Source organism: Salinicola salarius, assembly GCF_003206135.1.
Classification (GTDB): domain Bacteria; phylum Pseudomonadota; class Gammaproteobacteria; order Pseudomonadales; family Halomonadaceae; genus Salinicola; species Salinicola salarius.
Map to the genome: position 1 here is coordinate 59,387 of NZ_PZJT01000009.1, position 24,429 is coordinate 83,815.

Annotated in this window: 21 protein-coding genes and 2 tRNA genes; 21 read left to right on the plus strand and 2 right to left on the minus strand. The window is 62.7% G+C overall.

All coding sequences use genetic code 11. The features are described 5' to 3' along the window. The coding region (locus DOM32_RS09880) for a YhbY family RNA-binding protein (RefSeq protein ID WP_110634270.1) at positions 1-260 on the minus strand (260 nt) is incomplete at its 3' end. 257 nt (positions 261-517) lie between these two features. Here DOM32_RS09880 and rlmE point away from each other — a divergent pair. The 21 genes from rlmE (at position 518) to hemG (ending at position 23,538) form a co-directional block, all read left to right on the plus strand. Next, positions 518-1,192 (plus strand): 23S rRNA (uridine(2552)-2'-O)-methyltransferase RlmE, encoded by a 675-nt coding sequence (gene rlmE, locus DOM32_RS09885; protein WP_110633930.1) that lies wholly within the window; start codon positions 518-520, stop codon positions 1,190-1,192. A 90-nt stretch (positions 1,193-1,282) separates the two neighbouring features. Further along, positions 1,283-3,250, plus strand: coding sequence for an ATP-dependent zinc metalloprotease FtsH (ftsH, locus tag DOM32_RS09890; protein ID WP_071230943.1), 1,968 nt, complete (start codon positions 1,283-1,285; stop codon positions 3,248-3,250). Between the two features lie 130 nt (positions 3,251-3,380). After that, positions 3,381-4,262 (plus strand): dihydropteroate synthase, encoded by an 882-nt coding sequence (folP, locus tag DOM32_RS09895; RefSeq protein WP_110633933.1) that lies wholly within the window; start codon positions 3,381-3,383, stop codon positions 4,260-4,262. Continuing rightward, positions 4,259-5,644 (plus strand): phosphoglucosamine mutase, encoded by a 1,386-nt coding sequence (glmM, locus tag DOM32_RS09900; RefSeq protein ID WP_071230941.1) that lies wholly within the window; start codon positions 4,259-4,261, stop codon positions 5,642-5,644. The genes folP and glmM overlap by 4 nt, the downstream gene beginning before the upstream one ends. A 79-nt stretch (positions 5,645-5,723) precedes the next feature. Next, the gene (gene tpiA / locus DOM32_RS09905) at positions 5,724-6,473 is read left to right on the plus strand and encodes a triose-phosphate isomerase (RefSeq protein ID WP_071230940.1); all 750 of its coding nucleotides are present in this window, start codon (positions 5,724-5,726) and stop codon (positions 6,471-6,473) included. Positions 6,474-6,477: 4 nt separating this feature from the next. Beyond that, positions 6,478-6,858, plus strand: a complete 381-nt coding sequence (gene secG / locus DOM32_RS09910; RefSeq protein WP_071230939.1) for a preprotein translocase subunit SecG — start codon at positions 6,478-6,480, stop codon at positions 6,856-6,858. An 82-nt stretch (positions 6,859-6,940) separates the two neighbouring features. Next, positions 6,941-7,027: transfer RNA gene (locus DOM32_RS09915), tRNA-Leu, on the plus strand. A 134-nt stretch (positions 7,028-7,161) separates the two neighbouring features. After that, positions 7,162-7,238 (plus strand) — tRNA-Met (locus DOM32_RS09920). Between the two features lie 176 nt (positions 7,239-7,414). Next, positions 7,415-7,876: a ribosome maturation factor RimP gene (gene rimP / locus DOM32_RS09925; RefSeq protein WP_071230938.1), complete on the plus strand. Its 462-nt coding sequence runs from the start codon at positions 7,415-7,417 to the stop codon at positions 7,874-7,876. A gap of 106 nt (positions 7,877-7,982) precedes the next feature. Beyond that, a complete protein-coding gene (gene nusA / locus DOM32_RS09930) occupies positions 7,983-9,476 on the plus strand; it encodes a transcription termination factor NusA (RefSeq protein WP_087718607.1) in 1,494 nt (497 codons plus the stop codon). Between the two features lie 27 nt (positions 9,477-9,503). Continuing rightward, entirely contained in the window at positions 9,504-12,032 is a 2,529-nt protein-coding gene (gene infB, locus DOM32_RS09935) for a translation initiation factor IF-2 (RefSeq protein WP_110633936.1), read from the plus strand. Positions 12,033-12,099: 67 nt separating this feature from the next. Continuing rightward, positions 12,100-12,537 (plus strand): 30S ribosome-binding factor RbfA, encoded by a 438-nt coding sequence (gene rbfA / locus DOM32_RS09940; RefSeq protein ID WP_071230935.1) that lies wholly within the window; start codon positions 12,100-12,102, stop codon positions 12,535-12,537. Continuing rightward, a complete protein-coding gene (gene truB, locus DOM32_RS09945) occupies positions 12,537-13,469 on the plus strand; it encodes a tRNA pseudouridine(55) synthase TruB (RefSeq protein ID WP_110633938.1) in 933 nt (310 codons plus the stop codon). The genes rbfA and truB overlap by 1 nt, the downstream gene beginning before the upstream one ends. A gap of 150 nt (positions 13,470-13,619) precedes the next feature. Continuing rightward, entirely contained in the window at positions 13,620-13,889 is a 270-nt protein-coding gene (gene rpsO, locus DOM32_RS09950; RefSeq protein ID WP_071230933.1) for a 30S ribosomal protein S15, read from the plus strand. Positions 13,890-14,089: 200 nt separating this feature from the next. Next, complete coding sequence (locus DOM32_RS09955; protein ID WP_110633941.1) at positions 14,090-15,526, plus strand: ethanolamine ammonia-lyase subunit EutB; 1,437 nt, start codon at positions 14,090-14,092, stop codon at positions 15,524-15,526. Next, a complete protein-coding gene (gene eutC, locus DOM32_RS09960) occupies positions 15,523-16,341 on the plus strand; it encodes an ethanolamine ammonia-lyase subunit EutC (protein ID WP_110633945.1) in 819 nt (272 codons plus the stop codon). Before DOM32_RS09955 ends, eutC begins: the two co-directional genes overlap by 4 nt. Positions 16,342-16,471: 130 nt before the next feature. Then, positions 16,472-17,986: a choline-sulfatase gene (gene betC / locus DOM32_RS09965; RefSeq protein ID WP_110633948.1), complete on the plus strand. Its 1,515-nt coding sequence runs from the start codon at positions 16,472-16,474 to the stop codon at positions 17,984-17,986. A gap of 184 nt (positions 17,987-18,170) precedes the next feature. Continuing rightward, complete coding sequence (locus DOM32_RS09970; protein WP_110633951.1) at positions 18,171-19,760, plus strand: ABC-F family ATPase; 1,590 nt, start codon at positions 18,171-18,173, stop codon at positions 19,758-19,760. Positions 19,761-19,841: 81 nt separating this feature from the next. Continuing rightward, the gene (locus tag DOM32_RS09975; RefSeq protein ID WP_110634273.1) at positions 19,842-20,474 is read left to right on the plus strand and encodes a cysteine hydrolase family protein; all 633 of its coding nucleotides are present in this window, start codon (positions 19,842-19,844) and stop codon (positions 20,472-20,474) included. A gap of 187 nt (positions 20,475-20,661) precedes the next feature. Then, on the plus strand, positions 20,662-22,005 hold the full coding sequence (locus DOM32_RS09980; RefSeq protein WP_208625358.1) for an aryl-sulfate sulfotransferase: 1,344 nt from the start codon (positions 20,662-20,664) through the stop codon (positions 22,003-22,005). A gap of 105 nt (positions 22,006-22,110) precedes the next feature. Then, entirely contained in the window at positions 22,111-23,538 is a 1,428-nt protein-coding gene (gene hemG / locus DOM32_RS09985; protein WP_110633954.1) for a protoporphyrinogen oxidase, read from the plus strand. A 44-nt stretch (positions 23,539-23,582) separates the two neighbouring features. Here hemG and DOM32_RS09990 read toward each other — a convergent pair whose 3' ends face one another. Continuing rightward, positions 23,583-24,380 (minus strand): HAD-IIA family hydrolase, encoded by a 798-nt coding sequence (locus DOM32_RS09990; protein ID WP_071230925.1) that lies wholly within the window; start codon positions 24,378-24,380, stop codon positions 23,583-23,585. Positions 24,381-24,429 lie beyond the last annotated feature (49 nt).

A 24,429-nucleotide genomic window follows, 5' to 3' on the forward strand; every position in this document is an offset into this window, starting at 1 on the left:
TGGCGATAGAGCAGTGCCACTTTGCCCAGTGTCTGGACCAGTTCCGCGCCGGAAAGCTCGACCAGTTCCTCGACCATGGCCTGGCGCTCATCGCGCTCGGGGATCGCCAGCTTGACCTTGATCAGTTCATGATCGCGTAGCGCGCGCTCGAGTTCCTGCTGGGCACCTTCGCTCAAACCGTTTTCACTGACGGTGACGATCGGCTGCAGGTGGTGGCCGATGCTGCGGAAGGCTTTCTTTTGTGCGGATGATAGGCTCATGATAGTCTGACCGTTGAACTTCGCGATAATTGTCAGCGGTGCTGCCATCGGTCTCACCACCGCACTGTCGAAACGCCTCATGGTACGGGTTTCGACCGCAACAGGAAAGATGTCGTCGGTTCAGAAGGCGTGTCCCGAAACCGGCAGAAATGTCCCGGGACTTATGAAGGCAGCGCCTCTGGTTCTTTCGCTTCGGGCTTCGAGCCTCGCATCTCCGCTATACGTTCTTTGGCTATTCTTTCAGGTGATCATCAGTGGTGCGCTCTTCAAGCTCAGGCCCCAAATCCAGTCCCGACAAGACCGGTTCTTCTACCCGGCAGAGCAAAAGCAGCGCTGGCTGGTTGAAGGAGCATTTCGACGATCGCTACGTGCAGCAGTCATGGAAAGACGGTTATCGTTCGCGTGCAAGCTATAAGTTGCTGGAACTGGACGAGCGTGACAAGTTATTGCGCACAGGCATGACGGTGATCGATCTGGGTGCTGCTCCTGGCGGCTGGAGCCAGATTGCCGCGGAGAAGGTCGGCAGCGAAGGTCTGGTGATCGCCTCCGACATCCTGGAAATGGATGCGCTGGCGGGCGTCAGCTTCATCCACGGCGATTTCACCGAAGAAAGCGTGCTGGAATCGATTCTGGCAGAGCTTGGCGGACGCCCCGTCGATCTGGTGCTTTCCGACATGGCGCCGAACATGAGCGGCATGGCGGCGATCGACCAGCCACAGGCGATGTATCTGGTCGAGCTGGCGCTCGATCTCGCGAAACAGACATTGTCGCCCGGTGGCCATTTTCTGGCCAAGGTATTTCAGGGCGAAGGATTCGATGACTACCTGCGTGATCTGCGAGGCAGCTTCCGCAAGGTGGTAACGCGCAAGCCGGAGGCATCACGGGCCCGTTCTCGCGAAGTCTATCTGCTGGCGCAAGGATTTCAGGGCTAGGCTTGCAAGCGTGGTTGAACGCCCCCATCTGGTGTAGTGTCAGATCACGGCAAGCGCAGGCAGCAAGATTCGTACTACGAGGGTGGTGTCTTGAACGACATGGCGAAGAATTTAATTCTCTGGTTGGTCATCGCGGCTGTGCTGCTGACGGTGTTCAACAACTTTAGCGTCGATAGCTCGCCGCAGACGACGAGCTATTCACAGTTCGTGCAGCAGGTCCAGAACGACCAGGTGCGCAGCGTGACCATCGATGGCTACACCATCAATGGCGAGCGCAAGGACGGCACGCAGTTCCAGACGATCAGACCGGCGGCGCAGGATCCCAAGCTGATGGACGATCTGCTGGCGCATGACGTCACCGTGGTCGGCCAGAAGCCCGAAGAGCAGAGCCTGTGGACGCGCTTGCTGATCGCCAGCTTCCCGATCCTGCTGATTCTGGGCATCTTCATCTTCTTCATGCGCCAGATGCAGGGTGGCGGCAGTGGCCGAGGCGGCCCGATGAGCTTCGGCAAGTCGAAAGCCAAGCTGCTGAGCCAGGATCAGATCAAGTCTACCTTCGCCGACGTCGCGGGCTGTGACGAAGCCAAGGAAGAGGTCGTCGAGCTGGTCGACTTCCTCAAGGATCCGTCGAAATTCCAGCGCCTGGGCGGCCAGATTCCCCGCGGCGTGCTGATGGTGGGGCCGCCGGGTACCGGCAAGACATTGCTGGCCAAGGCGATCGCCGGCGAGGCCAAGGTGCCGTTCTTCAGCATCTCCGGCTCGGATTTCGTCGAGATGTTTGTTGGCGTGGGCGCTTCCCGCGTTCGTGACATGTTCGAGCAGGCCAAGAAGCAGGCTCCGTGCATCATCTTCATCGACGAGATCGATGCCGTCGGTCGCCATCGTGGTTCCGGCATGGGCGGCGGTCACGACGAGCGCGAGCAGACGCTGAACCAGTTGCTGGTCGAAATGGACGGCTTCGAGGCCAACGACGGCATCATCGTCATTGCCGCCACCAACCGTCCGGACGTTCTGGATCCGGCGCTGCTGCGTCCCGGTCGTTTCGACCGTCAGGTCACCGTGCCGCTTCCCGACATTCGGGGGCGTGAGCATATTCTCAACGTTCATCTGCGCAAGGTGCCGATGGCCGATGGCGTGCAGGCGAGCATCATCGCCCGCGGTACGCCGGGCTTCTCCGGCGCCGACCTGGCCAATCTGGTCAACGAGGCAGCGCTGTTCGCGGCTCGCCGCAATCGCCGCACCGTCGGCATGGAGGAGCTGGAGCTGGCCAAGGACAAGATCATGATGGGCGCCGAACGTCGCTCCATGGTTATGTCGGAGAAGGATAAGCTGAACACCGCTTATCACGAGTCAGGGCATGCCATCATTGGCCTGATCATGCCGGAGCATGATCCGGTCTATAAGGTCACCATCATTCCCCGTGGCCGAGCGCTGGGCGTGACCATGTTCCTTCCCGAGGAAGATCGTTACAGCTACTCGCGCCAGCAGATCATCAGCCAGCTCTGCTCCCTGTTCGGCGGTCGTATCGCGGAAGAGATGACGCTGGGGCCGAATGGCGTGACCACCGGCGCTTCCAACGACATCAAGCGTGCTACCGAGCTGGCGCACAGCATGGTCGCCAAGTGGGGGCTGTCCGAAGAGATGGGGCCGTTGATGTACGACGAGGACGAGTCCCATCAGTTCCTCGGCGGGCCGGGCCAGGGTGGCGGCAAGCTGACCTCCGGCGAGACATCGACCCGTCTCGACAAGGAAGTGCGTCGCATCATCGACGAGTGCTACGCGATGGCGCGCAAGATCCTCGAGGACAACCGCGACAAGCTCGATCTGATGGCCGAGGCGCTGATGCAGTACGAGACCATCGATGCCGCGCAGCTCAAGGACATCATGGAAGGCCGCAAGCCGCGTCCGCCGAAGGATTGGGGCGACGACGGGCCGACTTCGGGTTCCGGCCGTCCTGTCGATGACCCGGAGCCGCAGCCGAGCGGTGAAGGTTCGCCGGATGACGAGTCGGGAAATCGACGGCCTTCGGATCCGCTGGGCGGGTCATCGGGGCTCTGATGTGGCCCATTGACGAAATGAAATGACAGACTTGCAGCGGGGCGTCAGAGATGGCGCCCCGCTGTATTTCGGACGGTTGCACAACACTCTCGGTCTGCCTAGAGTGAACGCTTTTTGAGCGACGACTCCCATGACAGATTCGGTATCCACTGGCGTCCAATTACGCTGTGGTCATCATCATCTCGACCTTTCACGCCCCCGCGTCATGGGCATTCTCAATGTGACGCCGGATTCTTTTTCGGATGGCGGTCGACACGACCGGCTGGATGCTGCTCGCCGTCATGCCGAGCGTCTGCTGCAGGAAGGTGCGGCCATCATCGACGTGGGCGGCGAGTCGACACGGCCGGGGGCCGAGCCGGTGACGCTGGAAACCGAACGGGAGCGCGTGTTGCCCGTGGTCGAGATGCTGGTGTCGGAGTTCGATGCGCTGGTCTCGGTCGACACCAGTGCGCCCGAACTGATGCGGGAAGTCGCCGAAGCCGGTGCCGGCATGATCAATGACGTGCGCTCGCTGACGCGCCCAGGCGCGCTCGAGGCGGCGGCGGACACTGGTCTGCCCGTGTGTCTGATGCACATGCTGGGAGAGCCGCAGACGATGCAGCAGGCGCCGCACTACGATCGCCCCGTCGAAGCGGCCGTCGCCGATTTCCTGCGCGAGCGTATCGCGGTTTGCGAGGCGGCGGGCATCGCGCGGGAGCGGCTGCTGCTGGACCCGGGTTTCGGCTTTGCCAAGACTCTGGAGCACAACCTGCGGTTGCTCAATCGCATGGATGCGCTGGAAGCGCTGGGACTGCCGTTGCTCGTGGGAATGTCGCGCAAGAGCATGATCGGACAGGTACTGGAGCGCCCCGTCGATCAGCGCTTGCCTGGCGGGCTGGCGTTGAGCGTGATGGCGGTCGAGCGGGGCGCTAGAATCATCAGAGTGCATGATGTTGCGCCCACGGTCGATGCCATCAATATGGCTTGGGCAGTACTTCAGGAACGACCAGCTTCAGGAGCGAGGCGATCATGAGTAGACGTTATTTCGGTACCGACGGGATTCGCGGCACCGTTGGAGAGTATCCCATCACCGCCGACTTCATGCTGAAGCTGGGCTGGGCCATGGGCCGAGTGCTGGCGCGCAAACTGAGCAGCCATCAGGCTCGGCAGAAGTCCGCCCAGTCGACGCGGCCCAAGGTGATTATCGGTAAGGACACGCGCATTTCCGGGTACATGTTCGAATCGGCGCTGGAAGCGGGGCTTTCGGCTGCCGGGGCCGATGTCTCGTTGCTGGGGCCGATGCCGACACCGGGCATTGCCTATCTGACACGCACGTTCCGAGCCGATGCCGGGATCGTGATTTCGGCATCGCATAATCCCTATCAGGATAACGGCATCAAGTTTTTCTCGGCGGAAGGGCTGAAGCTCGCCGACGAGGTCGAGACCGAGATCGAGAACGAGCTCGACAAGCCGCTGGAGACCATGGCGCCGAACCAGCTCGGCAAGGCGGTCCGTATCAATGACGCCGCCGGACGCTACATCGAGTTCTGCAAGTCCACGGTTCACAATCGCCTCGAGCTGCACGGTTTGCGAATCGTGCTGGACTGCGCCCATGGCGCGACCTATCACATCGCACCCAACGTCTTTCGCGAGCTCGGTGCCGATGTCAGCGTGATCGGCGGCGAGCCCGACGGTCTCAATATCAATCAGAACGTGGGCTCGACGCATACAGAACGCTTGAGCGAGGCGGTTCTGGCGCGCCAGGCCGACCTGGGTATCGCGTTCGACGGCGATGGCGATCGCGTCCTGATGATCGATCGGCACGGAAAGCTGGTAGACGGCGACGAGATCCTCTATATCATCGCTCGTGACCTGCACGCTCGCGGTAAATTGAATGGCGGCGTCGTGGGCACGCTCATGACCAATTTCGGCCTGGCGGCAGCCTTCGAGAAGCAGGGGATTCCCTTCGAGCGGGCCAAGGTGGGGGATCGTTATGTCGTCGAACGTCTGCTCGCCAACGACTGGCTGCTGGGAGGCGAGGCCTCCGGTCATATCGTCTGCCGCAACGTGCAGACCACTGGCGACGGCATCGTTTCCGCGCTGCAGGTGCTGGCAGTGATGGTGCGGGAAGAGGTGCCGCTGGAGCAGTTGCTGGAAGGCTTCGAAAAGGCACCGCAGTCGCTGGTCAACGTGCGCCTGCCGAGCAACTATGATGCCAGGACCTTGCTGGACAGCGAGGCGCTGCGCCAGACGGTGAGCTCGGTCGAGGATGAGCTTGGCGGCAGTGGTCGAGTGCTGTTGCGTCCTTCGGGCACCGAGCCGCTGATCCGAGTCATGGTAGAGGGGCGGCCGCGCTTCGACGTCCAGGCCATGGCGCAGCGAATTGCCGATAGTGTCGAAACTCTGATTGCCTGAGCCGACCAGATAGCCAAGAGCACTTGTTGTCTTGCTGTCAAGGCTCTTATACCATGTCGCACCACCGACAGGAGGTTGCATGCGCAAGCCGCTGATCGCGGGTAACTGGAAGATGAATGGCTCGGCGGAATTGATCGAGACGTTTGGTCGAGCATTTGCAGAGACGGATCTGGCGTCGTCGGTCGATGTCGTGATCCATCCTCCGTTTCCCTATCTCGATGCTGCACGCCGCGCCTTTGCGGATACGTTCGTCGGCCTGGGAGCGCAGACGCTCAATCCGTTGCATTCCGGTGCCCGGACCGGGGAAGTCAGCGGGCAGATGCTCAGCGAGTTCGGGGTCGAGTACGTATTGGTCGGCCATTCCGAGCGTCGTCAGCTCTATCATGAAAGTGATGAACAGGTTTACGAGCGCGTGATAGCGGCGCTCGGCGCAGGGCTCAAGCCGATTCTCTGCGTGGGTGAAACCCTTGAAGAACGTGATGCCGGCCGATCCGAGGATGTCGTGCTGCGCCAGGTGGGATACGTCATGGCCCGGCTCGAGCCGGGGCAGCGCCAGCAAATGACGATCGCCTACGAGCCCGTCTGGGCCATCGGCACCGGGCGTACGGCGACGCCAGAGCAGGCTCAGCAGATGATGGCTGCGATTCGCGGCTATCAGGCCGGTTTCGATCGTGAACTGGCCGATGCATTGCGTCTGCTCTATGGCGGCAGCATGAATGCGGGTAACGCCCAGGAGTTGCTCGCGCAGCAGGATATCGACGGCGGCCTGATCGGCGGTGCGTCGCTCAAGGTCGACGATTTCATAGCGATTTGTCAGTCAGCAGGTTGATTTCATGCAGATAGCGATTTTGTTGGTTCATGTTCTGGCCGCCATTGCACTGGTGGTGCTGGTCCTGTTGCAGCAGGGCAAGGGTGCCGAGGCCGGTGCAGCTTTTGGTGGCGGATCTTCGCAGACCGTCTTCGGCTCACGCGGCAGTGGCGGGTTCCTGTCCAAGCTGACCGGCGGCCTGGCGGCGCTCTTTTTCGTCACCTCTCTGGGGTTGGCCTATTTCGCGACCAGCGCCAGCAGCGCGCCGCAGAGCGGTATTCCCGATGCGCAAGTGATCGAACAGCAACATAATGGTGCGCCGACCCTTGACGACGGCGACCAAAGCGGGAATAATGCTGCGCCAGCACTCGAGGAAGATGGCGGTCAGAAATCGTCAAATCCTTGAGTGGAAAGGAAATTCACAGCCTTCGATGAAACGGTTGAAAGCAGTGAATTGGTGTGGCGCCTAGGCGCTGCACACCCCTGATGCCGAAGTGGTGGAATTGGTAGACACGCTATCTTGAGGGGGTAGTGACCTTACGGTCGTGCGGGTTCAAGTCCCGCCTTCGGCACCATCGTCAAGTCTTCCGGTCGAGCTGATTCGGACCTCTTAACGATACGCAAGACGATTCTTGTGAAAAGAATCAGGCGATATCGCGGCCTTCCTTGACCCATCCCAAGGTCGTTCCTATAATCGCCAACCTGATGTTGCGGGGTGGAGCAGTCTGGTAGCTCGTCGGGCTCATAACCCGAAGGTCGTCGGTTCAAATCCGGCCCCCGCTACCAAGTTTTTATGAAAGGCCCCTTCCTGAGAAGGGGCTTTTTGTTAGCAGCTTTGTCATTGTCAGCGCATTGTCGTTGTTAACGGCGCTGCTGACGTCATTGCCAGTCAGCCACCTAGCACCTTGCATTTCTCTCAACTCCCGGTCAGGTGCCTGATGCAACTGCTGTAGGAGTCGTTTGTGGTCACCAAGGACGCAGCACTGTATGCGATCATCGAGCCGGTGGTAACTGCCATGGGCTTTGAGTTGTGGGGCCTCGACTATCTGGCTCAGGGCAAGCATTCCAAGCTGATGATCTATATCGACAGCCCCAACGGGATCTCGGTTGACGATTGCGCCGACGTCAGCCGCCAGGTCAGTAGTGTCATGGATGTCGAAGATCCGATCTCGGGCAACTACAACCTGGAGGTGTCTTCTCCGGGACTCGATCGCCCACTCTATACGCTCGATCATTTTTCGCGCTTCAGCGGTCACGTGGTGCAGCTCAAGTTGCGCACGGCGTTTGACGGTCGACGCAAGTTCCAGGGGCGCCTGGCCGGCATCGACGGCGACGAAGTGCTGCTGCATATCGACTCGGAAGAGTACTGCTTTCCGATAGAAAGCATCGATCAGGCTCGTGTCGTCCCGCAGTTCGACGATTGATTCGACCACCTATCATTTGGTGACCCAGTTATTCGTGGCTGACTCAGGATTCGACACCGATTCAGTTATTCGAGATCAAGAACCGGTTTTTCGGCGAGGCATAGGCATGAGCAAAGAGATACTGCTGGTCGTTGACGCCATCTCCAACGAGAAGAGCGTGCCCCGAGACGTCATTTTCGAGGCTGTCGAAGCGGCGTTGGCCAGCGCGTCGCGCAAGCGTTTCGAAGGTCAGGACGTCAGTATTCGCGTCCAGATTGATCGCCGCACCGGCGAGTACGATACTTTCCGTCGCTGGGTCGTGGTCGAGGACGAAGAGTACCTCAGCGAAGATCGTGAAATTCCGCTCTCCGAGGCAGAAAAGCGCGAGCCGCCGCTGGCGGTGGGCGATGTCGTCGAAGAACAGATCGAATCGGTGGCTTTCGGGCGCATCGCGGCGCAGACCGCCAAGCAGGTCATCGTGCAGAAGGTGCGCGAAGCCGAGCGTGCCCAGATCGTCAGGCATTACGCCGAGCGAGAAGGCGAACTGGTCGCGGGTATCGTCAAGAAAACGACACGTGACGGCCTGATCATCGACCTCGGCGAGAACGCAGAGGGCTTCTTGCCGCGGGGCGAGATGATCCCCGGCGAGCGCTACCGCATGAACGAGCGGGTACGGGCCCTGTTGTGGAAAGTCGATGCGGAAGCGCGCGGTTCCCAGCTCATCCTGTCCCGGACCAAACCGGGCATGCTGGTCGAGCTTTTCAAGATCGAAGTGCCGGAAATCGCCGAACAGCTGATCGAGATCAAGGGGGCCGCCCGCGATCCGGGGGCGCGCGCCAAGATCGCGGTCAAGACCAATGACAGGCGCATCGACCCGGTCGGTGCCTGTGTCGGCATGCGTGGTTCACGCGTGCAGGCGGTATCCAACGAGCTGCGTAACGAGCGCGTGGATATCATTTTATGGGACGACAACCCTGCGCAGTTGGTGATCAACGCCATGGCGCCGGCGGAAGTCGCTTCTATTCTCGTCGATGAAGATGCCCATTCGATGGACGTCGCCGTCGGCGAAGACAACCTCGCTCAGGCCATCGGTCGTAGCGGCCAGAACGTCAGACTCGCCAGCGAGTTGACGGGGTGGACGCTCAACGTGATGACCGTTGACGAAGCCGAGGGCAAACGCGAGCAGGAAGTCGACAGCCTGGTCGAATATTTCATCAACCATCTCGAGATCGACGAAGACGTCGCCCGTATCCTGGTCGAGGAAGGGTTCACGACGATCGAAGAGCTGGCCTACGTGCCGCTCGAAGAGATGCTGGAGATCGAAGAGTTCGATGAGGATCTGGTCGAGGAACTTCGTGCAAGAGCCAAGGATGAGCTTCTCAACTTGGCCATCGCGACGGAAGAGCAATTGGATGGCGCTCAGCCCGCCGAAGACCTTCTCACGATGGACGGCATGGACCGCCACCTGGCTTTCATTCTTGCCAGCCGTGGCATCGTCACCATGGAGGACCTCGCAGAACAGTCCATCGAGGATCTGAAGGATATCGACGACGTGGACGAGGAGCGCGCAGCGGCACTGATCATGACTGCCCGTGCGCCTTGGTTTCAGAGCGAAGAGTAACGTGGTCACGGGTTCAGGAGGGTCGTAATGTCAGACATGACCGTAAAAGAGTTTGCCGGCAAGGTGGGACGCGATGTGTCCCGCCTGCTTGAACAGATGAAGGATGCGGGTCTGCCGCATCAGAAGGAAAGCGACGCCGTCTCCGAAGAGGACAAGCAGCGTCTGCTCGATCACCTGACCAAGAGTCACGGTGGGGGACGCGGTCCGCGTAACCGCATCACATTGACGCGCAACACCCGCAGCAAGATCCGCTCGGGCGATCGCGGCAAGACCATTGAAGTGCAGGTGCGCAAGAAGCGTACCTATGTCAAGCGGGAAGAACCGGCCGAAGAAGCGCCGGTCGAAGAGACTGGTCCGCGTCAGTTGGTTGGCGACATGGCCGATCAGGCGCAACAGCAGGCCGCCGAGCAGGCCAGTGCCCAGGCGGCGGCGAGCGAAGCGGCTCAGAATCAGACCGCAGGTCAGGAAAGCTCCAACAAGGCTGCCGCGCCGGCGCCTCAGCCCCAGGCACCCGGGGATGACATTCCCGATGAGCCGCAGGTCGAGGATGACGAGCCGACTTCCAACAGTCAGCCGTTCGTCGAGCCGCCGCCCAAGGAGCCGCGCACCGAAAATCGTCGCGCCCATCCGAAGAAGGACAAGGAGCGTGATCAGGGTCGCCGTGGGCGCCGTGATGACGACGACGACCGTTCCGAGCGTCGCCGTGGCGGCGGGGCCAAGAAGGTCAAGCGTGCCGAGCGTCGCGGTAGCCGTCGTGGTCGTGGCGACAACCAGCACGGCTTCCAGAAGCCGACCCAGCCGATCGTGCGCGAAGTCGCGCTGCCGGAATCGATCAGCGTTGCCGAACTGGCCGACAAGATGTCGATCAAGGCCAACGAAGTGATCAAGGCCATGTTCAGCATGGGTGCGGCGGTGACCATCAACCAGACCATCGATCAGGATACTGCAGCGATCGTGGTCGAGGAGATGGGTCACAAGCCAAAGCTGGTCAAGGAAGATGCGCTCGAGACCGAAGTGCTCGAAGGCATCTCCTACGAAGGTGACGAAATCACCCGCTCGCCGGTCGTCACTGTCATGGGTCACGTCGACCACGGCAAGACCTCGCTGCTCGACTTCATCCGTCGCACCAAGGTCGCGACTGGCGAAGCCGGTGGCATCACCCAGCATATCGGTGCCTACCACGTCGAAGGCGAACATGGTGGCGTCACCTTCCTGGATACGCCGGGTCACGCAGCGTTTACCGCCATGCGTGCTCGTGGTGCCCAGGCGACCGATGTCGTCATCCTGGTGGTGGCCGCCGACGACGGTGTCATGCCGCAGACGATCGAGGCGATCGAGCATGCCAAGGCTGCCGGCGTACAGCTGGTCGTCGCGATCAACAAGATCGACAAGGAAGGTGCCGACCTCGACCGGATTCGCAACGAGCTGTCACAGCACGGCGTGATCTCCGAAGAGTGGGGCGGCGATACCCAGTTCGTTCCGGTCTCGGCGAAGACCGGCGAAGGCATCGATCAACTGCTGGAGTCGGTGCTGCTGGTCTCCGAAGTGCTCGAGCTCAAGGCGGTGCCGGAAGCGCCGGGTAAAGGCGTGGTGGTCGAGTCTCGCCTCGACAAGGGTCGCGGTCCGGTTGCTACCGTGCTGGTCCAGAACGGCACGCTCAAGCGTGGCGACATCGTCCTTGCCGGCCTGCACTACGGCCGTGTGCGGGCGCTGACCAACGAACTCGGCAAGCAGGTCGAGTCGGTCGGCCCGTCCATGCCGGTCGAGATCCAGGGTCTCGACGGCACGCCGGAAGCCGGTGAAGACTTCATGGTCCTGGCCGACGAGAAGAAGGCGCGTGAAATCGCCAACTTCCGTCAGGGCAAATACCGTGAAGTTCGCCTGGCGCGTCAGCAGAAGGCCAAGCTGGAGAACATGTTCAGCCAGATGGGCCAGGACGAAGTGGCCAAGGTCAATGTCGTCCTCAAGGCCGACGTCCAGGGCTCGCTCGAGGCGATTCGCGGTGCGCTGGAAGAACTTTCCACCGATGAAGTGCAGGTGGCGGTCGTCTCTTCCGGGGTCGGCGGTATCACCGGTACCGACGCCAACCTGGCGCTGGCCAGTGAAGCGATTCTGGTCGGCTTCAACGTCCGTGCCGATGCTTCCGCCCGTGAGATCGTCGAGCGTGAAGGGCTGGATCTGCGCTACTACAGCGTCATCTACCAGCTGATCGACGAGGTCAAGCAGGCCATGAGCGGCATGCTGGCGCCGGAGTGGAAGGAAGAGATCGTCGGTGTCGCCGAAGTGCGCGACGTGTTCAAGGCGCCGAAGATCGGTGCCATCGCTGGCTGTATGGTCATCGAGGGCTCCGTCCACCGCAACAAGAAGATCCGCGTCCTGCGCGACAACGTGGTCATCTACGAAGGCGAGCTGGAATCCCTGCGCCGCTTCAAGGATGACGTCAACGAAGTCCGCAACGGCATGGAGTGCGGTATCGGCGTCAAGAACTACAACGACGTTCAGGTCGGCGACAAGATCGAGGTCTTCGACCAGGTCAAGGTCGAGCGTACCCTGTAAGCGACAGGATCCCGCCGGCGTCTAGGTTTTCACGAAATAGGCGCCTGCGGGATCTCGAGAGGCAACGATGCGCGAATTCAAACGAACCGATCGGGTCGCCGACCAGCTGCAGCAGGAACTGGCCGTGCTGATCCAGCGCGAGATCAAGGATCCGCGTCTGGGGATGGTCACGGTCAGCTCGGTCACGGTCAGTCGGGATCTCGGCTACGCCGATATCTACGTGACGCTGCTGGGCGAGAACGATCCGGCTCGGGTCAAGGAAAACCTGGCCGTGCTCAAGCGGGCTGCCGGCTTTCTGCGTTCGCAGATCGCGCGCCGCATCAAGCTTCGTCACGTACCCGAGCTGCGTTTTCACTACGATGAAAGCGTGGTACGCGGGCACAAGCTGTCGGCACTGATCGACGAGGCCGTCGCCAGCAACCGCCCGCAGGAGAGTGACGAAGCGGCGCCGCAGGATGAAGCGCGGGAAAGCGATCCTCGAAAAGAGGATGGAGAGCCACGCTGATGGCACGCCGTCGCAAGGGGTTGCCCATCAACGGCGTGCTGCTGCTCGACAAGCCCAAGGGCGTGTCGAGCAATCATGCGCTCCAGCGTGCCCGGCGGCTGTTTCAGGCGCGCAAGGCGGGCCATACCGGGACGCTGGACCCGATGGCGACCGGGCTGTTGCCGGTCTGCCTGGGTGAGGCGACCAAGTTCTCCGCCCATCTGCTCGAAGCCGACAAGGTCTACCGCACCCGGATCCAGTTTGGTGCAGTGACCGATACCGGAGACGCCGAAGGCGAAGTGGTGGAGCGTCGTCCGTTGCCCGAGACGCTGGATCGTGACGCCGTCGAAGCCGTGCTCGAACGCTTTCGCGGCGAGATCGAGCAGGTGCCGCCGATGTACTCGGCGCTCAAGCATCAGGGCCGGAAGCTCTACGAGCTCGCGCGCCAGGGTGAAACGGTAACGCGTGCGTCTAGGCGCGTGACGATATATGATATGCGCCCGCTCGAGTGGGAGTCCGATGGTGTCTGGTTGCAGGTTCGCTGCAGCAAGGGCACCTATATACGGACGCTGGCCGAAGATATCGGCGCAGCACTCGGCTTCGGCGCGCATATCACGGCATTGGAGCGCCTGGAAACGGGTCCCTTCGACAGTGCAGCGCGGCTCTCTTTCGAGACGCTCGAGGCGATGAGCGACGAAGAGCGGCTGGCGCAGCTGTTGCCGGTCGATGTCATGCTCGAGCATCTGCCGACGCTCAGCGTGGCGGAGACGGTGGCCCAGCGCTTGCTGCTGGGTCAGCGGGCATCGCTAGCGGATACCGAGCTGACGCCGGGCACGACGGCAAGATTGTATCGCGACGAATCCTTTCTGGGATTGGTCGAACTGACCGCGCCGGGGGAAGTCACTCCCCGGCGTCTGGTCGACACGACAGCATTGAATGCGGTTCAAGCCTGAGCCGGGATCGAAACCCGACAGGTGAAGCCGATCGATCTGTCAGCATCGGTTCGATGCACCCCGTCCCCGTGACGGTCAACCGGGAGGCTGCAAATATGCGTGGTCTCCGACATTCATCATTCAGGCATATTGCTTGCTGGAGAGTTTTTCATGGCATTGACTGCTGAAAAGAAAGCCGAGATCGTCAAAGAGTTTGGTCAGGGCGAAAGCGACACCGGTTCCCCGGAAGTCCAGGTTGCACTGCTGAGCGCCAACATCGACGGTCTGCAGAGCCACTTCAAGGATCACAAGCAGGATCACCACTCTCGTCGTGGCCTGATCCGCATGGTCAACCAGCGCCGTAAGCTGCTGGACTACCTCAAGGGCAAGGACTTCGATCGCTATCAGTCGCTGATCAAGAAGCTCGGCCTGCGTCGCTAAATCGCTCGGCCGTCGAATCCGGCGGCTCATGCATCCGCGACAACCGATGGCCTCGTGCCATCGGTGACAAAAGCCCTACCGACCCCGTTCGGTAGGGCTTTTTCTTTGTCTGGAACTCCGCATTTCCTGTCTCGAGCGAAGTCTTGCTCATGGCATAAACTGAGACGACCGTATAAAGACAACGATCACGGGGTTTCTCCATGGCCGAACATGCAATCGACATCGGCGGTCGTCGCTACCGCTTCGACAGCCTGGGCACGTTGATGGCCGCCGCTTCGCCGCGCCGTTCCGGTGACGAGTTGGCCGGCATCGCTGCCAGCAGCGCGGAAGAGCGGGTCGCCGCCCAGATGGCGCTGGCGGAACTGCCATTGACCACCTTTCTGGAAGAGCCGCTGATTCCCTACGAGGAAGACGAGGTCACGCGGCTGATTCTCGATCGTCATGATCGTGCCGCGTTCGCGCCGGTTGCCTCGCTGAGCGTCGGCGAATTCCGCAACTGGCTGCTTTCCGAGCAGGCCGATGGTGAATCGCTGAAGGCGCTGGCACCCGGCCTGACGCCGGAGATGGTCGCAGCGGTCTCCAAGCTGATGCGCGTGCAGGATCTGGTGCTGGTAGGCCGAAAGTGCGAGGTCATCACGCGCTTTCGCAACACCATCGGCCTGCCCGGACGGCTGTCGACGCGGCTGCAGCCCAATCATCCCACCGACGACGCTTCCGGCATCGCGGCCAGCATCCTCGATGGCCTGCTTTACGCCAGCGGCGACGCCGTGATCGGCATCAACCCCGCCACCGACAATACCTCCACGGTGGTGACGCTGTTGAAGATGCTCGACGAGATCATCTCCCGCTACGAAATCCCCACCCAGAGCTGCGTGTTGACCCATGTCACCACCGCCATCGAGGCGATCGAGCGCGGCGCACCCACCGATCTGGTATTCCAGTCGATCGCCGGCACCGAGGCTGCCAACCGGGGTTTCGGCATCGACCTGGCCCTGCTGCGGGAGGGGCGCGAGGCGGCACTGTCGCTCGGTCGCGGAGGTCTGGACAGCAACGGCCTGAGCAATAACGTGATGTACTTCGAGACCGGCCAGGGCAGCGCGCTCTCCGCCAATGCCCACCACGGTCTCGACCAGCAGACGCTGGAGGCGCGCGCCTACGCGGTCGCGCGGGAGTTCGAGCCGCTGCTGGTCAACACCGTGGTCGGCTTCATCGGCCCCGAGTATCTGTTCGATGGCAAGCAGATCATCCGCGCCGGGCTGGAAGATCACTTCTGCGGCAAGCTGCTCGGCGTGCCGATGGGCTGCGATATCTGCTACACCAATCATGCCGAGGCCGACCAGGACGACATGGACATGCTGCTCACCTTGCTGGGGGCGGCGGGCTGCAACTACATCATGGGCATTCCCGGCTCCGACGACATCATGCTCAACTACCAGACCACGTCGTTCCACGACGCGCTCTACCTGCGCCAGGTACTCGGTCTGCGCCCGGCGCCGGAGTTCGAGGCCTGGCTCGAGGCCAGCGGCATCTACCGTCACGGCCAAGGCATCGCCTTCGATCGAGACTTGCCGTCACGCTTCCAGCACGTGTTGGGGGCAATGGGCTCGGGCACGGTTGATACGGGAACGGCACGATGAACGACGAGGATTTCCACGATGGCGATGGGGGTATCACCGTCACCAACCCCTGGCAGCGGCTGCGTGAACTCACCGACGCCCGGATCGGCCTGGGTCGAGCCGGCGGCAGCCTGCCCACGGCGGCGCAGCTGGCCTTTCAGCTCGACCATGCCCGCGCACGCGATGCCGTGCACATGGCGCTGGATACCGAACGCCTGATGCCGGAGCTGGACGCGCGCTTCCCGCTGGCGCTGCGTCTGCACAGCCGCGCCATTGACCGCGACGAGTACCTGCGCCGGCCGGATCTCGGCCGGCAGCTGTCCGAACAAGCGAAGCAGGAGCTTGCCCAGCTCTCGCTCGAACCCTGCGATGTCTCGATCTGCATAGTCGACGGCCTTTCCGCGCGGGCGATTCACGAGCAGGCCATCCCGTTTCTCGACGCCGCGCTACCGGAGATCGAACGGCTGGAGCTGTCGCTGGGGCCGGTCGCGCTGGTGGAGCAGGGCCGGGTCGCGATCGGCGACCCCATCGGCGAGGCGTTGGGCGCCCGCATGAGCGTGGTGCTGATCGGCGAGCGTCCCGGACTCAGCTCGCCGGACAGTCTCGGGCTCTATTTTACCTGGGCACCCCGGTCGGGCCGGCGCGACAGCGAGCGGAACTGCATCTCCAACATTCGCCCGCGCGGTCTGAGTTACGCCAATGCCGCCAGGCTGCTGGCTTATCTGATGCGCGAGGCACAGGTGCTGGGCGCCTCCGGCGTTGCATTGAAGGATGACAGCGAAGTCGACTCCCACCTCGGCGATGGCCGGCAGGGCAACTTCCTGCTGCCGCCCTAGACTTGGCCCACGTTCAGCCCAAGCCTGCCTTGGCCTCAGGCGTCGAATTGATCGTTTGTGCTAATCCATGCGTGGCGCGCAAGCTGGGCGTATCTCGAATGTCCAATACAACGACGCAGGGGGGGGAAGCATGACGCGACCGAATATTCTGGTGCTGATGGCCGATCAGATGAATGGCACGCTGTTCGAGAATGGGCCGGCGGACTTTCTGCACGCGCCCAACCTGAAGAAGCTGGCCAAGCGCGCGGTCAATTTCAACAACACCTACACGCCGAGCTACCTGTGCGCGCCGGGACGTGCGGCTTTCATGTCGGGCCAGTTGCCCTCGCGTACCGGCGTCTACGACAACGCTGCCGAATTCCGCTCCGCCGTGCCGACCTGGGCCCATCATCTGCGTCGCGCCGGCTACTCCACCTGCCTCTCGGGCAAGATGCACTTCGTGGGGCCGGACCAGTTGCACGGTTTCGAGACCCGGCTGACCACCGACGTCTATCCTGCCGACTTCGGCTGGACGCCGGACTATCGCAAACCCGGCGAGCGCATCGACTGGTGGTATCACAATCTGGGCTCGGTCACCGGCGCCGGCGTGGCCGAGATCTCCAACCAGATGGAGTACGATGACGAAGTCGCCTTTCATGCCGAGCAGAAACTGTTCGACCTCTCCCGCGGGCACGATTCGCGGCCGTGGGCGATGTGCGTGAGCTTCACCCACCCGCACGACCCGTATGTGGCGCGGCGCAAGTTCTGGGATCTCTACGAGGATTGCGAACACCTCGAGCCGGAGCAGGGCGTGGTGCCGTTCGGCGAGCTCGATCCGCACAGCCAGCGGATCTTCGAGGCCAACGACTACACCAAGTTCGACATCCAGCCGGAAGACGTACGCCGGGCGCGGCGGGGGTATTTCGCCAACATCTCCTACATCGACGACAAGGTCGGCTCGATTCTGGACGTGCTCGAACGCACCCGGATGCTCGACGACACCATCATCGTGGTGACGTCCGATCACGGCGACATGATTGGCGAGAAGGGGCTGTGGTTCAAGATGAGCCCGTTCGAAGGCTCGTCGCGCGTACCGCTGATGATCGCCGCGCCGGGGCTGGAGCCACGCTCGGTGGAGACGCCGGTGTCGACCATCGACATCAACGCGACGCTGGCCGACCTGGTGGGCATCGATCTCTCCGAGATCGAACCCTGGACCGACGGCGAGTCGCTACTGCCCCTGGCTCGCGGCGGCACGCGCGAGGCGCCGGTCTACATGGAGTACGCCGCCGAAGGCACGCAGGCACCGCTGGTGACGATTCGCGAAGGCAAGTGGAAGTTCAATCACTGCGAGATCGACCCGCCGCAGCTGTTCGATCTCGAGACCGATCCTCACGAGACCCGCAATCTGGCCGAGGACCCGGACTACGCCGAGACACTGGCGGAATTCCAGGCCAAGGTTCGCGAGCGCTGGGACATGCAGCGCTTCGATGCCGAGGTCCGCGAAAGCCAGGCGCAGCGGCTGATCGTCTACCAGGCGCTGCGTAATGGTCACTACTATCCGTGGGATCACCAGCCGTTGCAGGACGCCTCCCAGCGCTACATGCGCAACCATATGGATCTCAATATCGTCGAGGCGTCCCAGCGCTTCCCGCGTGGCGAGTGACATCGTGGCCGCTGGGTGCCGCGGCGTGAATCATTTCGCTCGCGGCGTATGAGCGGCCACCGCATCCGCGTATAATCCAGCTAATACGAACGTCTAAGACGGAAGTCGAGTTCGCCTCGGCTTTCGTCGTTGTATCGATACTGTCGTCGCTCCATTCACGCCGTTTCCCGCGAGATTCCCCGCTGTGCTCTCTACTGCCAACATCACCATGCAGTTTGGCCCCAAGCCGCTGTTCGAGAACGTATCCGTCAAATTCGGCGATGGCCATCGCTACGGCCTGATCGGCGCCAACGGCTGTGGCAAGTCCACCTTCATGAAGATTCTGGGCGGTGACCTGGAGCCGACCGGCGGTCAGGTGATGAAGGACGTCACCACGCGGCTGGGCAAGCTGCGCCAGGATCAGTTCGCGTTCGAGAACGAGCGCGTGATCGATACCGTGATCATGGGCCACGAGGAGCTGTGGGAAGTCACGGCGGAGCGTGAGCGCATCTATTCCCAGGCGGAGATGAGCGACGAGGACGGCATGAAGGTCGCCGACCTGGAAGTGCGCTTCGCCGAGCTCGAGGGCTACACCGCCGAATCCCGCGCCGGCGAGTTGCTGCTGGGGCTGGGCATTCCGCTGGAGCAGCATTATGAGCCGATGAGCGTGGTGGCGCCGGGCTGGAAACTGCGTGTGCTGCTGGCCCAGGCGCTGTTCTCGGACCCCGACGTGCTGCTGCTCGACGAGCCCACCAACCACCTGGATATCAACACCATCCGCTGGCTGGAAGAGATCCTGCGGGCGCGCAGCTCGACGATGATCATCATCTCCCACGATCGCCACTTCCTGAACAGCGTCTGCACCCACATGGCGGATCTCGACTACGGCGAGCTGCGGCTGTTCCCGGGCAACTACGACGAGTACATGATCGCCGCGACCCAGGCCCGCGAGCGCCTGCACGCCGACAACGCCAAGAAGAAGGCGGAGATCGCCGAGCTGCAGCAGTTCGTCAGCCGCTTCTCGGCCAATGCGTCCAAGGCCAAGCAGGCCACCTCGCGCCAGCGCAAGATCGACAAGATCCAGCTCGAGGAGGTCAAGCCCTCCTCGCGTGTCAGCCCGTTCATCCGCTTCGAGCAGAGCAAGAAGATCCACCGTCACGCGCTGACGGCGGACAAGCTCTCCAAGGCGTGGGGCGACAACGTGCTGTTCGAGCGTTTCGGCCTACAGGTCGAAGCCGGGGAACGGGTGGCGATCATCGGCCCCAACGGCATCGGCAAGACCACGCTGCTCAACTGTCTGGTCGGCACGATGACGCCGGATGCAGGCGAGGTGAAGTGGACCGATGCGGCGGAAGTGGGCTACTTCGCCCAGGATCACGCGGCCGACTTCGAGGGCGGCGAGACGCTGTTCGACTGGATGCGCCAGTGGACCACCGAAGGCGAGCAGACCGTGCGCGGCGCGCTGGGGCGGATGCTGTTCTCCAACGACGATATCGGCAAGTCGGTGAAGGTGATCTCCGGTGGCGAGCAGGGGCGGATGCTGTTCGGCAAGCTGATCCTGCAGAAGCCCAACGTGCTGGTGATGGACGAACCCACCAACCACCTCGACATGGAGTCGATCGAGGCGCTCAACCTGGCGCTGGACAACTACCCGGGCACGTTGATCTTCGTCAGTCACGACCGGGAATTCGTCGGCTCGCTGGCCACACGCATCATCGAAATGAAAGAGGATGGTATCGTCGACTTCAGCGGCAGCTACGACGACTATCTGCGCAGCCAGGGCGTGTACGACTAGCGCCCGCTCCGTCACCGCGCCGGCCGGAGATGGACTATGCTGCACGACAGCGAGTCCATTTCCGTGAAGGAGCGCCCCGCCATGACCGCCAACTCCGTCCAGACGATCGACCCCGCCAGAACGGCCCTGGTCCTGATCGAATTCCAGAACGATTTCACCACGCCGGGCGGCGTGCTGCACGACGCCGTGAAAGGCGTCATGGCCCGTGAAGACATGCTGGCCAAGACGCAGGATCTCGTCGCCAGGGCGCGTGCCGCGGGTGTCAGCATTCTCCACGCGCCTATCCACTTCGCGCCGGGCTATGGCGAGATCACCGCTCAGCCCTACGGTATTCTTGCCGGCGTAGTGAACGGCAAGGCGTTCGTCAAAGGCGAATGGGGTGCCGAGATCTGCGAGGCCCTTACGCCGCAGGCCGGTGACATCGTCATCGAAGGCAAGCGTGGCCTGGACACCTTCGCCTCGACCAATCTCGATTTCATCCTGCGCAGCAAGGGTATCGAAACGATCGCTCTGGCCGGCTTCCTGACCAACTGCTGCGTGGAATCGACCATGCGCTCGGGCTACGAGAAAGGCTTCGAGGTGCTGACACTGACCGACGGTGTGGCGGCTACCAGCGAGGCCGAGCACGATGCGGCGATCGCCTACGACTACCCGATGTTCTCCAGGCCAATGACGATCGCCCAGTTCGCCGAGGCGTTACCGAGCGCAGTCTAGCCACGAAACGTTCCGGATCAGGGATCGAAATGCCATTGCGAGGGTCTATCGAAAAGCCGATGACGATGAATCGCCGTCATCGGCTTGACCAAGATTGCCGACACACCGAAGTGTCGGCCAAACCCGCGCATGGCGGGACTCGACGAAGGAGCGACGAGCGATGATGTCACGGACAGGATCCGTTTCGATGTTACTGGGTGCCCTGTTGACGGCAACGGCAACCGCAGCGGTCGCCTTGCCCAGCAGCTTTCCCACCGGAACGACCTACTATGATCCCGAGCGGGCCTACAACGGCTTCGTGCTGTTCCCCGGCGGCGACGGCAAGACCCACCTGATCGACATGAACGGCAACGAGGTCCACCGCTGGGACTACGAAAGCTTCCCGCCGGTGGCCTTGAGTGCCGACCAGGCCAACGGCGAGAAAGGCCACCTGCTGGTGCAACTGGCACGGGCGAAAGAACTTCCGGAACACGCCAGCCCCGGCAACGGGCTGACCAATGCCACGGTCGCCGAGGTGGATTGGGACGGCGAAGTGCAGTGGCAGTGGGGCAGCCAGCAGAACCCGGTCTATCAGCACCACGACATGCGTCGCCTGCCCAACGGCAACAACCTGGTGATGACCGCCGAGATGCGCGAACTCAACGGGTTCGACTATCCGATCATCGAAAACGGTATCGAGGAGGTCGACGACGACGGCCGGGTAGTGTGGGAATGGAAGGCGGGCGACCATCTCGGCGAGATGGGGTTTTCCGACGCCGGCCTGCGGTCGCTCAAGGACTCCGAGGATCCCGACTTCCTGCATCTGAACACGGCGGTGCCCGTCGGGCCCAATCACTGGTACGACGCCGGCGACGAGCGTTTCGCGCCGGACAATATCCTGGTCAACTCCCGCAACGCCAACGTCACGTTCATCGTCGACCGGCAGAGCGGCGAGATCGTCTGGCGCATCGGCCCCGACCTGCCGGCACTACAGCTCAACGGCAAGCTCGGACGCCCCGTGGACCAGACCGTGGGCTCCCACGATGTTCATCTGATTCCCGAAGGGTTGCCGGGCGCGGGCAACATGCTGATCTTCGACAATCAGGGCAATGCCGGCTTTCCGCCTGCCAAGCAGGGTTTCTTCTCGTCCTCCCGCGTGATCGAGGTCGACCCGAGCAGCGGCAAGATCGTCTGGCAATACACCGGCAACATGTCGGGAGGTTCGCCGTATACCTTCTATAGCTCGTTCATCTCGAGCGCGCGGCGACTGCCCAACGGCAATACGCTGATCGACGAGGGCCAGAACGGCCGCCTGTTCCAGGTCACCCCGGAAGGCGAGATCGTGTGGGAGTACGTGAGCCCGTTCTTCGGCAAGTCGATGCCGAGCGACGACTACGTCACCAACCAGGTCTACCGTGCGCAGCTGGTCGATTACGACTGGGCGCCGGACGGCACGCCACACGAGGAAACCGCGGTGAAGGCGGACTGCAGCCTCTATCCGGCGGCGCCGGGCTGCCATCCGGGCGAGTCCGACGATTCGTCCCACGGCTGAGCCGCGCGATCGGCCGGCGTGGCGGCAAGTCGTCGCATGCCGGCCGGATGCAGGTTGCGTGGTGTCTGCGTAGACTGCCAATGACATTTTCTCGTGCGAGTCATCATGGACAGTCAGGCTGCAGACGTTTCGACCGCGACGCCTCGTTCCCCCAGCGAGGCCCTTTCCGATACCTTGATTGTCGGCGCTGGCGCTACCGGGCTGGCGGCGGCCTGGGCGCTGGCCAGCCGTGGCCGGCGTGTCATCCTGCTGGAGGGCAACTCCCAGGTCGGCGGTAACCTTCGCACCGAGCGCGACGGCGAGTGGCAGATCGAACACGGGCCCAACACCGTCATCATGAAGCCACCGCTCTACGCGCTGCTGGACGAGCTAGATCTGCTCGACGAGGCGCAACCCGCCAATGCCGTTGCCAACAAGCGTTACGTCGTGATGAACGGCGAGCCGGTGGCGCTGCCGATGAAACCGCTCGACGCCCTGACCAGCCCGCTCATCGGCTGGCGTGGCTGGGCACGGCTGGCTCGCGAGCCGTTCATCGGCCGTTCGAGCGCGCCGGAGGAAACCCTGGCCGCCTTCGTCGAGCGGCGGCTCGGTCCACGGATTCTCGCGCGGATGGTCGATCCCTTCGTCTCCGGCGTCTACGCGGGCGATCCGCGCAGACTGTCCGTTCAGGCCGCCATGCCGCGCCTGGCCGCCATCGAGAGGGAAGATCGCTCGCTGATCCTCGGCGGGGTGAAGCGCCTGCGCCAGGCGCGTCGCGACCCCGCGGGCGTTCCCGCCGAATGGCGCGGCAAGCTGGTGAGCTTCCCGCAGGGGCTGCAGCATCTGGCCGATAGGTTGGCGGAGCGCATCGCCGCGCAGCCGACGGCCGCCATTCATACCGGCTGCTCCGTGCAGAGCATTCGTCGCGACGACGAGCAGTGGATCGTCACGGATGGTCAGGGTGGCGAGTGGCGAGCCAGATCACTGGTGCTGGCGGTGCCCGCACCGGTCGCGGCCCGGCTCCTGCAGCCGCTGGACCCGGCGTTGGCGGAGCCGCTCCAGCGCATCGTCTATCCGCCGGTCAACGCCATCGCGCTGGGCTTTCGCGAGCAGGACATCGCCCATCCGCTGGACGGCTTCGGCGTGCTGATCCCTCGCGCCGAAAAGCGGCGCACGCTGGGTGCGCTATTCTCGTCGACGCTGTTTCCGAACCGCGCGCCGGCCGGACACAAGCTGCTCAACGTCTTCATCGGCGGACGGCAGGATCCGCCGGCGGCGGACGGCGACGACGACACGCAGGTCGCGCGAGTGCTCGATGAGCTGCGCGATCTGCTGGGCATTCGCGGCGAACCGGTATGGCAGAAGGTGACGCGCTGGCCGCAGGCGATTCCGCAGTACGAGGTCGGCCATCTGGCCCGAATCGAGGCCTTGGACGATGCGCTGCGGGCGCATCCCGGCTTGCATCTGGCGGGCAACTGGCGCGGCGGTATCGCGGTGGGGGACTGCCTGGAGAATGGCCGACTGCTGGGTGAGCGTCTGCTGTCGGAGGCTTGAGCCGAGGCGGCGCGGGAAACGCCGCCTCGACTAGACAGCTAGCGTTACTTGTCCACCAGCTCCGCCACCGACGACAGGATCTCCTTGGGCCGGAACGGATAGCGCTCGATATCGGCCTTGTCGGCGATGCCGCTCAGCACCAGCACCGTGTGCATGCCTGCCTCGATACCAGCGACGATATCGGTATCCATGCGGTCGCCGATCATGCCGGTGCCATCGGAGTGCACGCCCAGCTTGTTGAGCGCCGAACGGAACATCATCGGATTGGGCTTGCCGACGATATACGGCTTGCGCCCCGTCGCTTCGGTGATCAGCGCGGCGACCGCCCCGGTGGCCGGCAGCACGCCTTCCTGGCTGGGCCCGGTGGCGTCCGGATTGGTGCAGATGAAGCGCGCACCCTGATTGATCAGGCGGATCGCCTTGGTGATCGCCTCGAACGAGTAGGAGCGGGTTTCGCCGATCACCACGTAGTCCGGCTTGGCATCGGTCATGATGAAGCCGGCTTCATGGATCGCCGTGGTCAACCCGGCCTCGCCGACGACGAAGGCCGAGCCGCCCGGTGCCTGGTCGCGCAGGAACGCCGCCGTGGCCAGCGCCGAGGTCCAGATCTTCTCCTCCGGGACTTCGAGGCCGCTGTGCCGCAGGCGCGCGCTGAGATCCCGCGGCGTGAAGATCGAATTGTTGGTCAGTACCAGGAACGGAATCTCCCGCTCCCGCCATTGGTTGATCAGGTCCGCCGCGCCGGGGATGGCCTTGTTCTCGTGCACCAGCACGCCATCCATATCGGTCAGCCACGATTTGATGTTGTGACGACTCGTGGTGTTGTCCTTTTTGCTAGCCATATGTCCCCTTAGCATGCGCGTGAAAGGTTGGTCGATATCCCGCTCATCT

Coding starts and splice junctions, on each gene's coding strand:
- DOM32_RS09955 (WP_110633941.1), top strand. CDS start 14,090: ATGGCCGAACATGCAATCGACATCGGCGGTCGTCGCTACCGCTTCGAC.
- infB (WP_110633936.1), top strand. CDS start 9,504: ATGTCAGACATGACCGTAAAAGAGTTTGCCGGCAAGGTGGGACGCGAT.
- glmM (WP_071230941.1), top strand. CDS start 4,259: ATGAGTAGACGTTATTTCGGTACCGACGGGATTCGCGGCACCGTTGGA.
- tpiA (WP_071230940.1), top strand. CDS start 5,724: ATGCGCAAGCCGCTGATCGCGGGTAACTGGAAGATGAATGGCTCGGCG.
- DOM32_RS09990 (WP_071230925.1), bottom strand. CDS start 24,380: ATGGCTAGCAAAAAGGACAACACCACGAGTCGTCACAACATCAAATCG.
- truB (WP_110633938.1), top strand. CDS start 12,537: ATGGCACGCCGTCGCAAGGGGTTGCCCATCAACGGCGTGCTGCTGCTC.
- hemG (WP_110633954.1), top strand. CDS start 22,111: ATGGACAGTCAGGCTGCAGACGTTTCGACCGCGACGCCTCGTTCCCCC.
- rpsO (WP_071230933.1), top strand. CDS start 13,620: ATGGCATTGACTGCTGAAAAGAAAGCCGAGATCGTCAAAGAGTTTGGT.
- secG (WP_071230939.1), top strand. CDS start 6,478: ATGCAGATAGCGATTTTGTTGGTTCATGTTCTGGCCGCCATTGCACTG.
- nusA (WP_087718607.1), top strand. CDS start 7,983: ATGAGCAAAGAGATACTGCTGGTCGTTGACGCCATCTCCAACGAGAAG.
- DOM32_RS09980 (WP_208625358.1), top strand. CDS start 20,662: ATGTTACTGGGTGCCCTGTTGACGGCAACGGCAACCGCAGCGGTCGCC.
- betC (WP_110633948.1), top strand. CDS start 16,472: ATGACGCGACCGAATATTCTGGTGCTGATGGCCGATCAGATGAATGGC.
- rbfA (WP_071230935.1), top strand. CDS start 12,100: ATGCGCGAATTCAAACGAACCGATCGGGTCGCCGACCAGCTGCAGCAG.
- folP (WP_110633933.1), top strand. CDS start 3,381: ATGACAGATTCGGTATCCACTGGCGTCCAATTACGCTGTGGTCATCAT.
- DOM32_RS09975 (WP_110634273.1), top strand. CDS start 19,842: ATGACCGCCAACTCCGTCCAGACGATCGACCCCGCCAGAACGGCCCTG.
- eutC (WP_110633945.1), top strand. CDS start 15,523: ATGAACGACGAGGATTTCCACGATGGCGATGGGGGTATCACCGTCACC.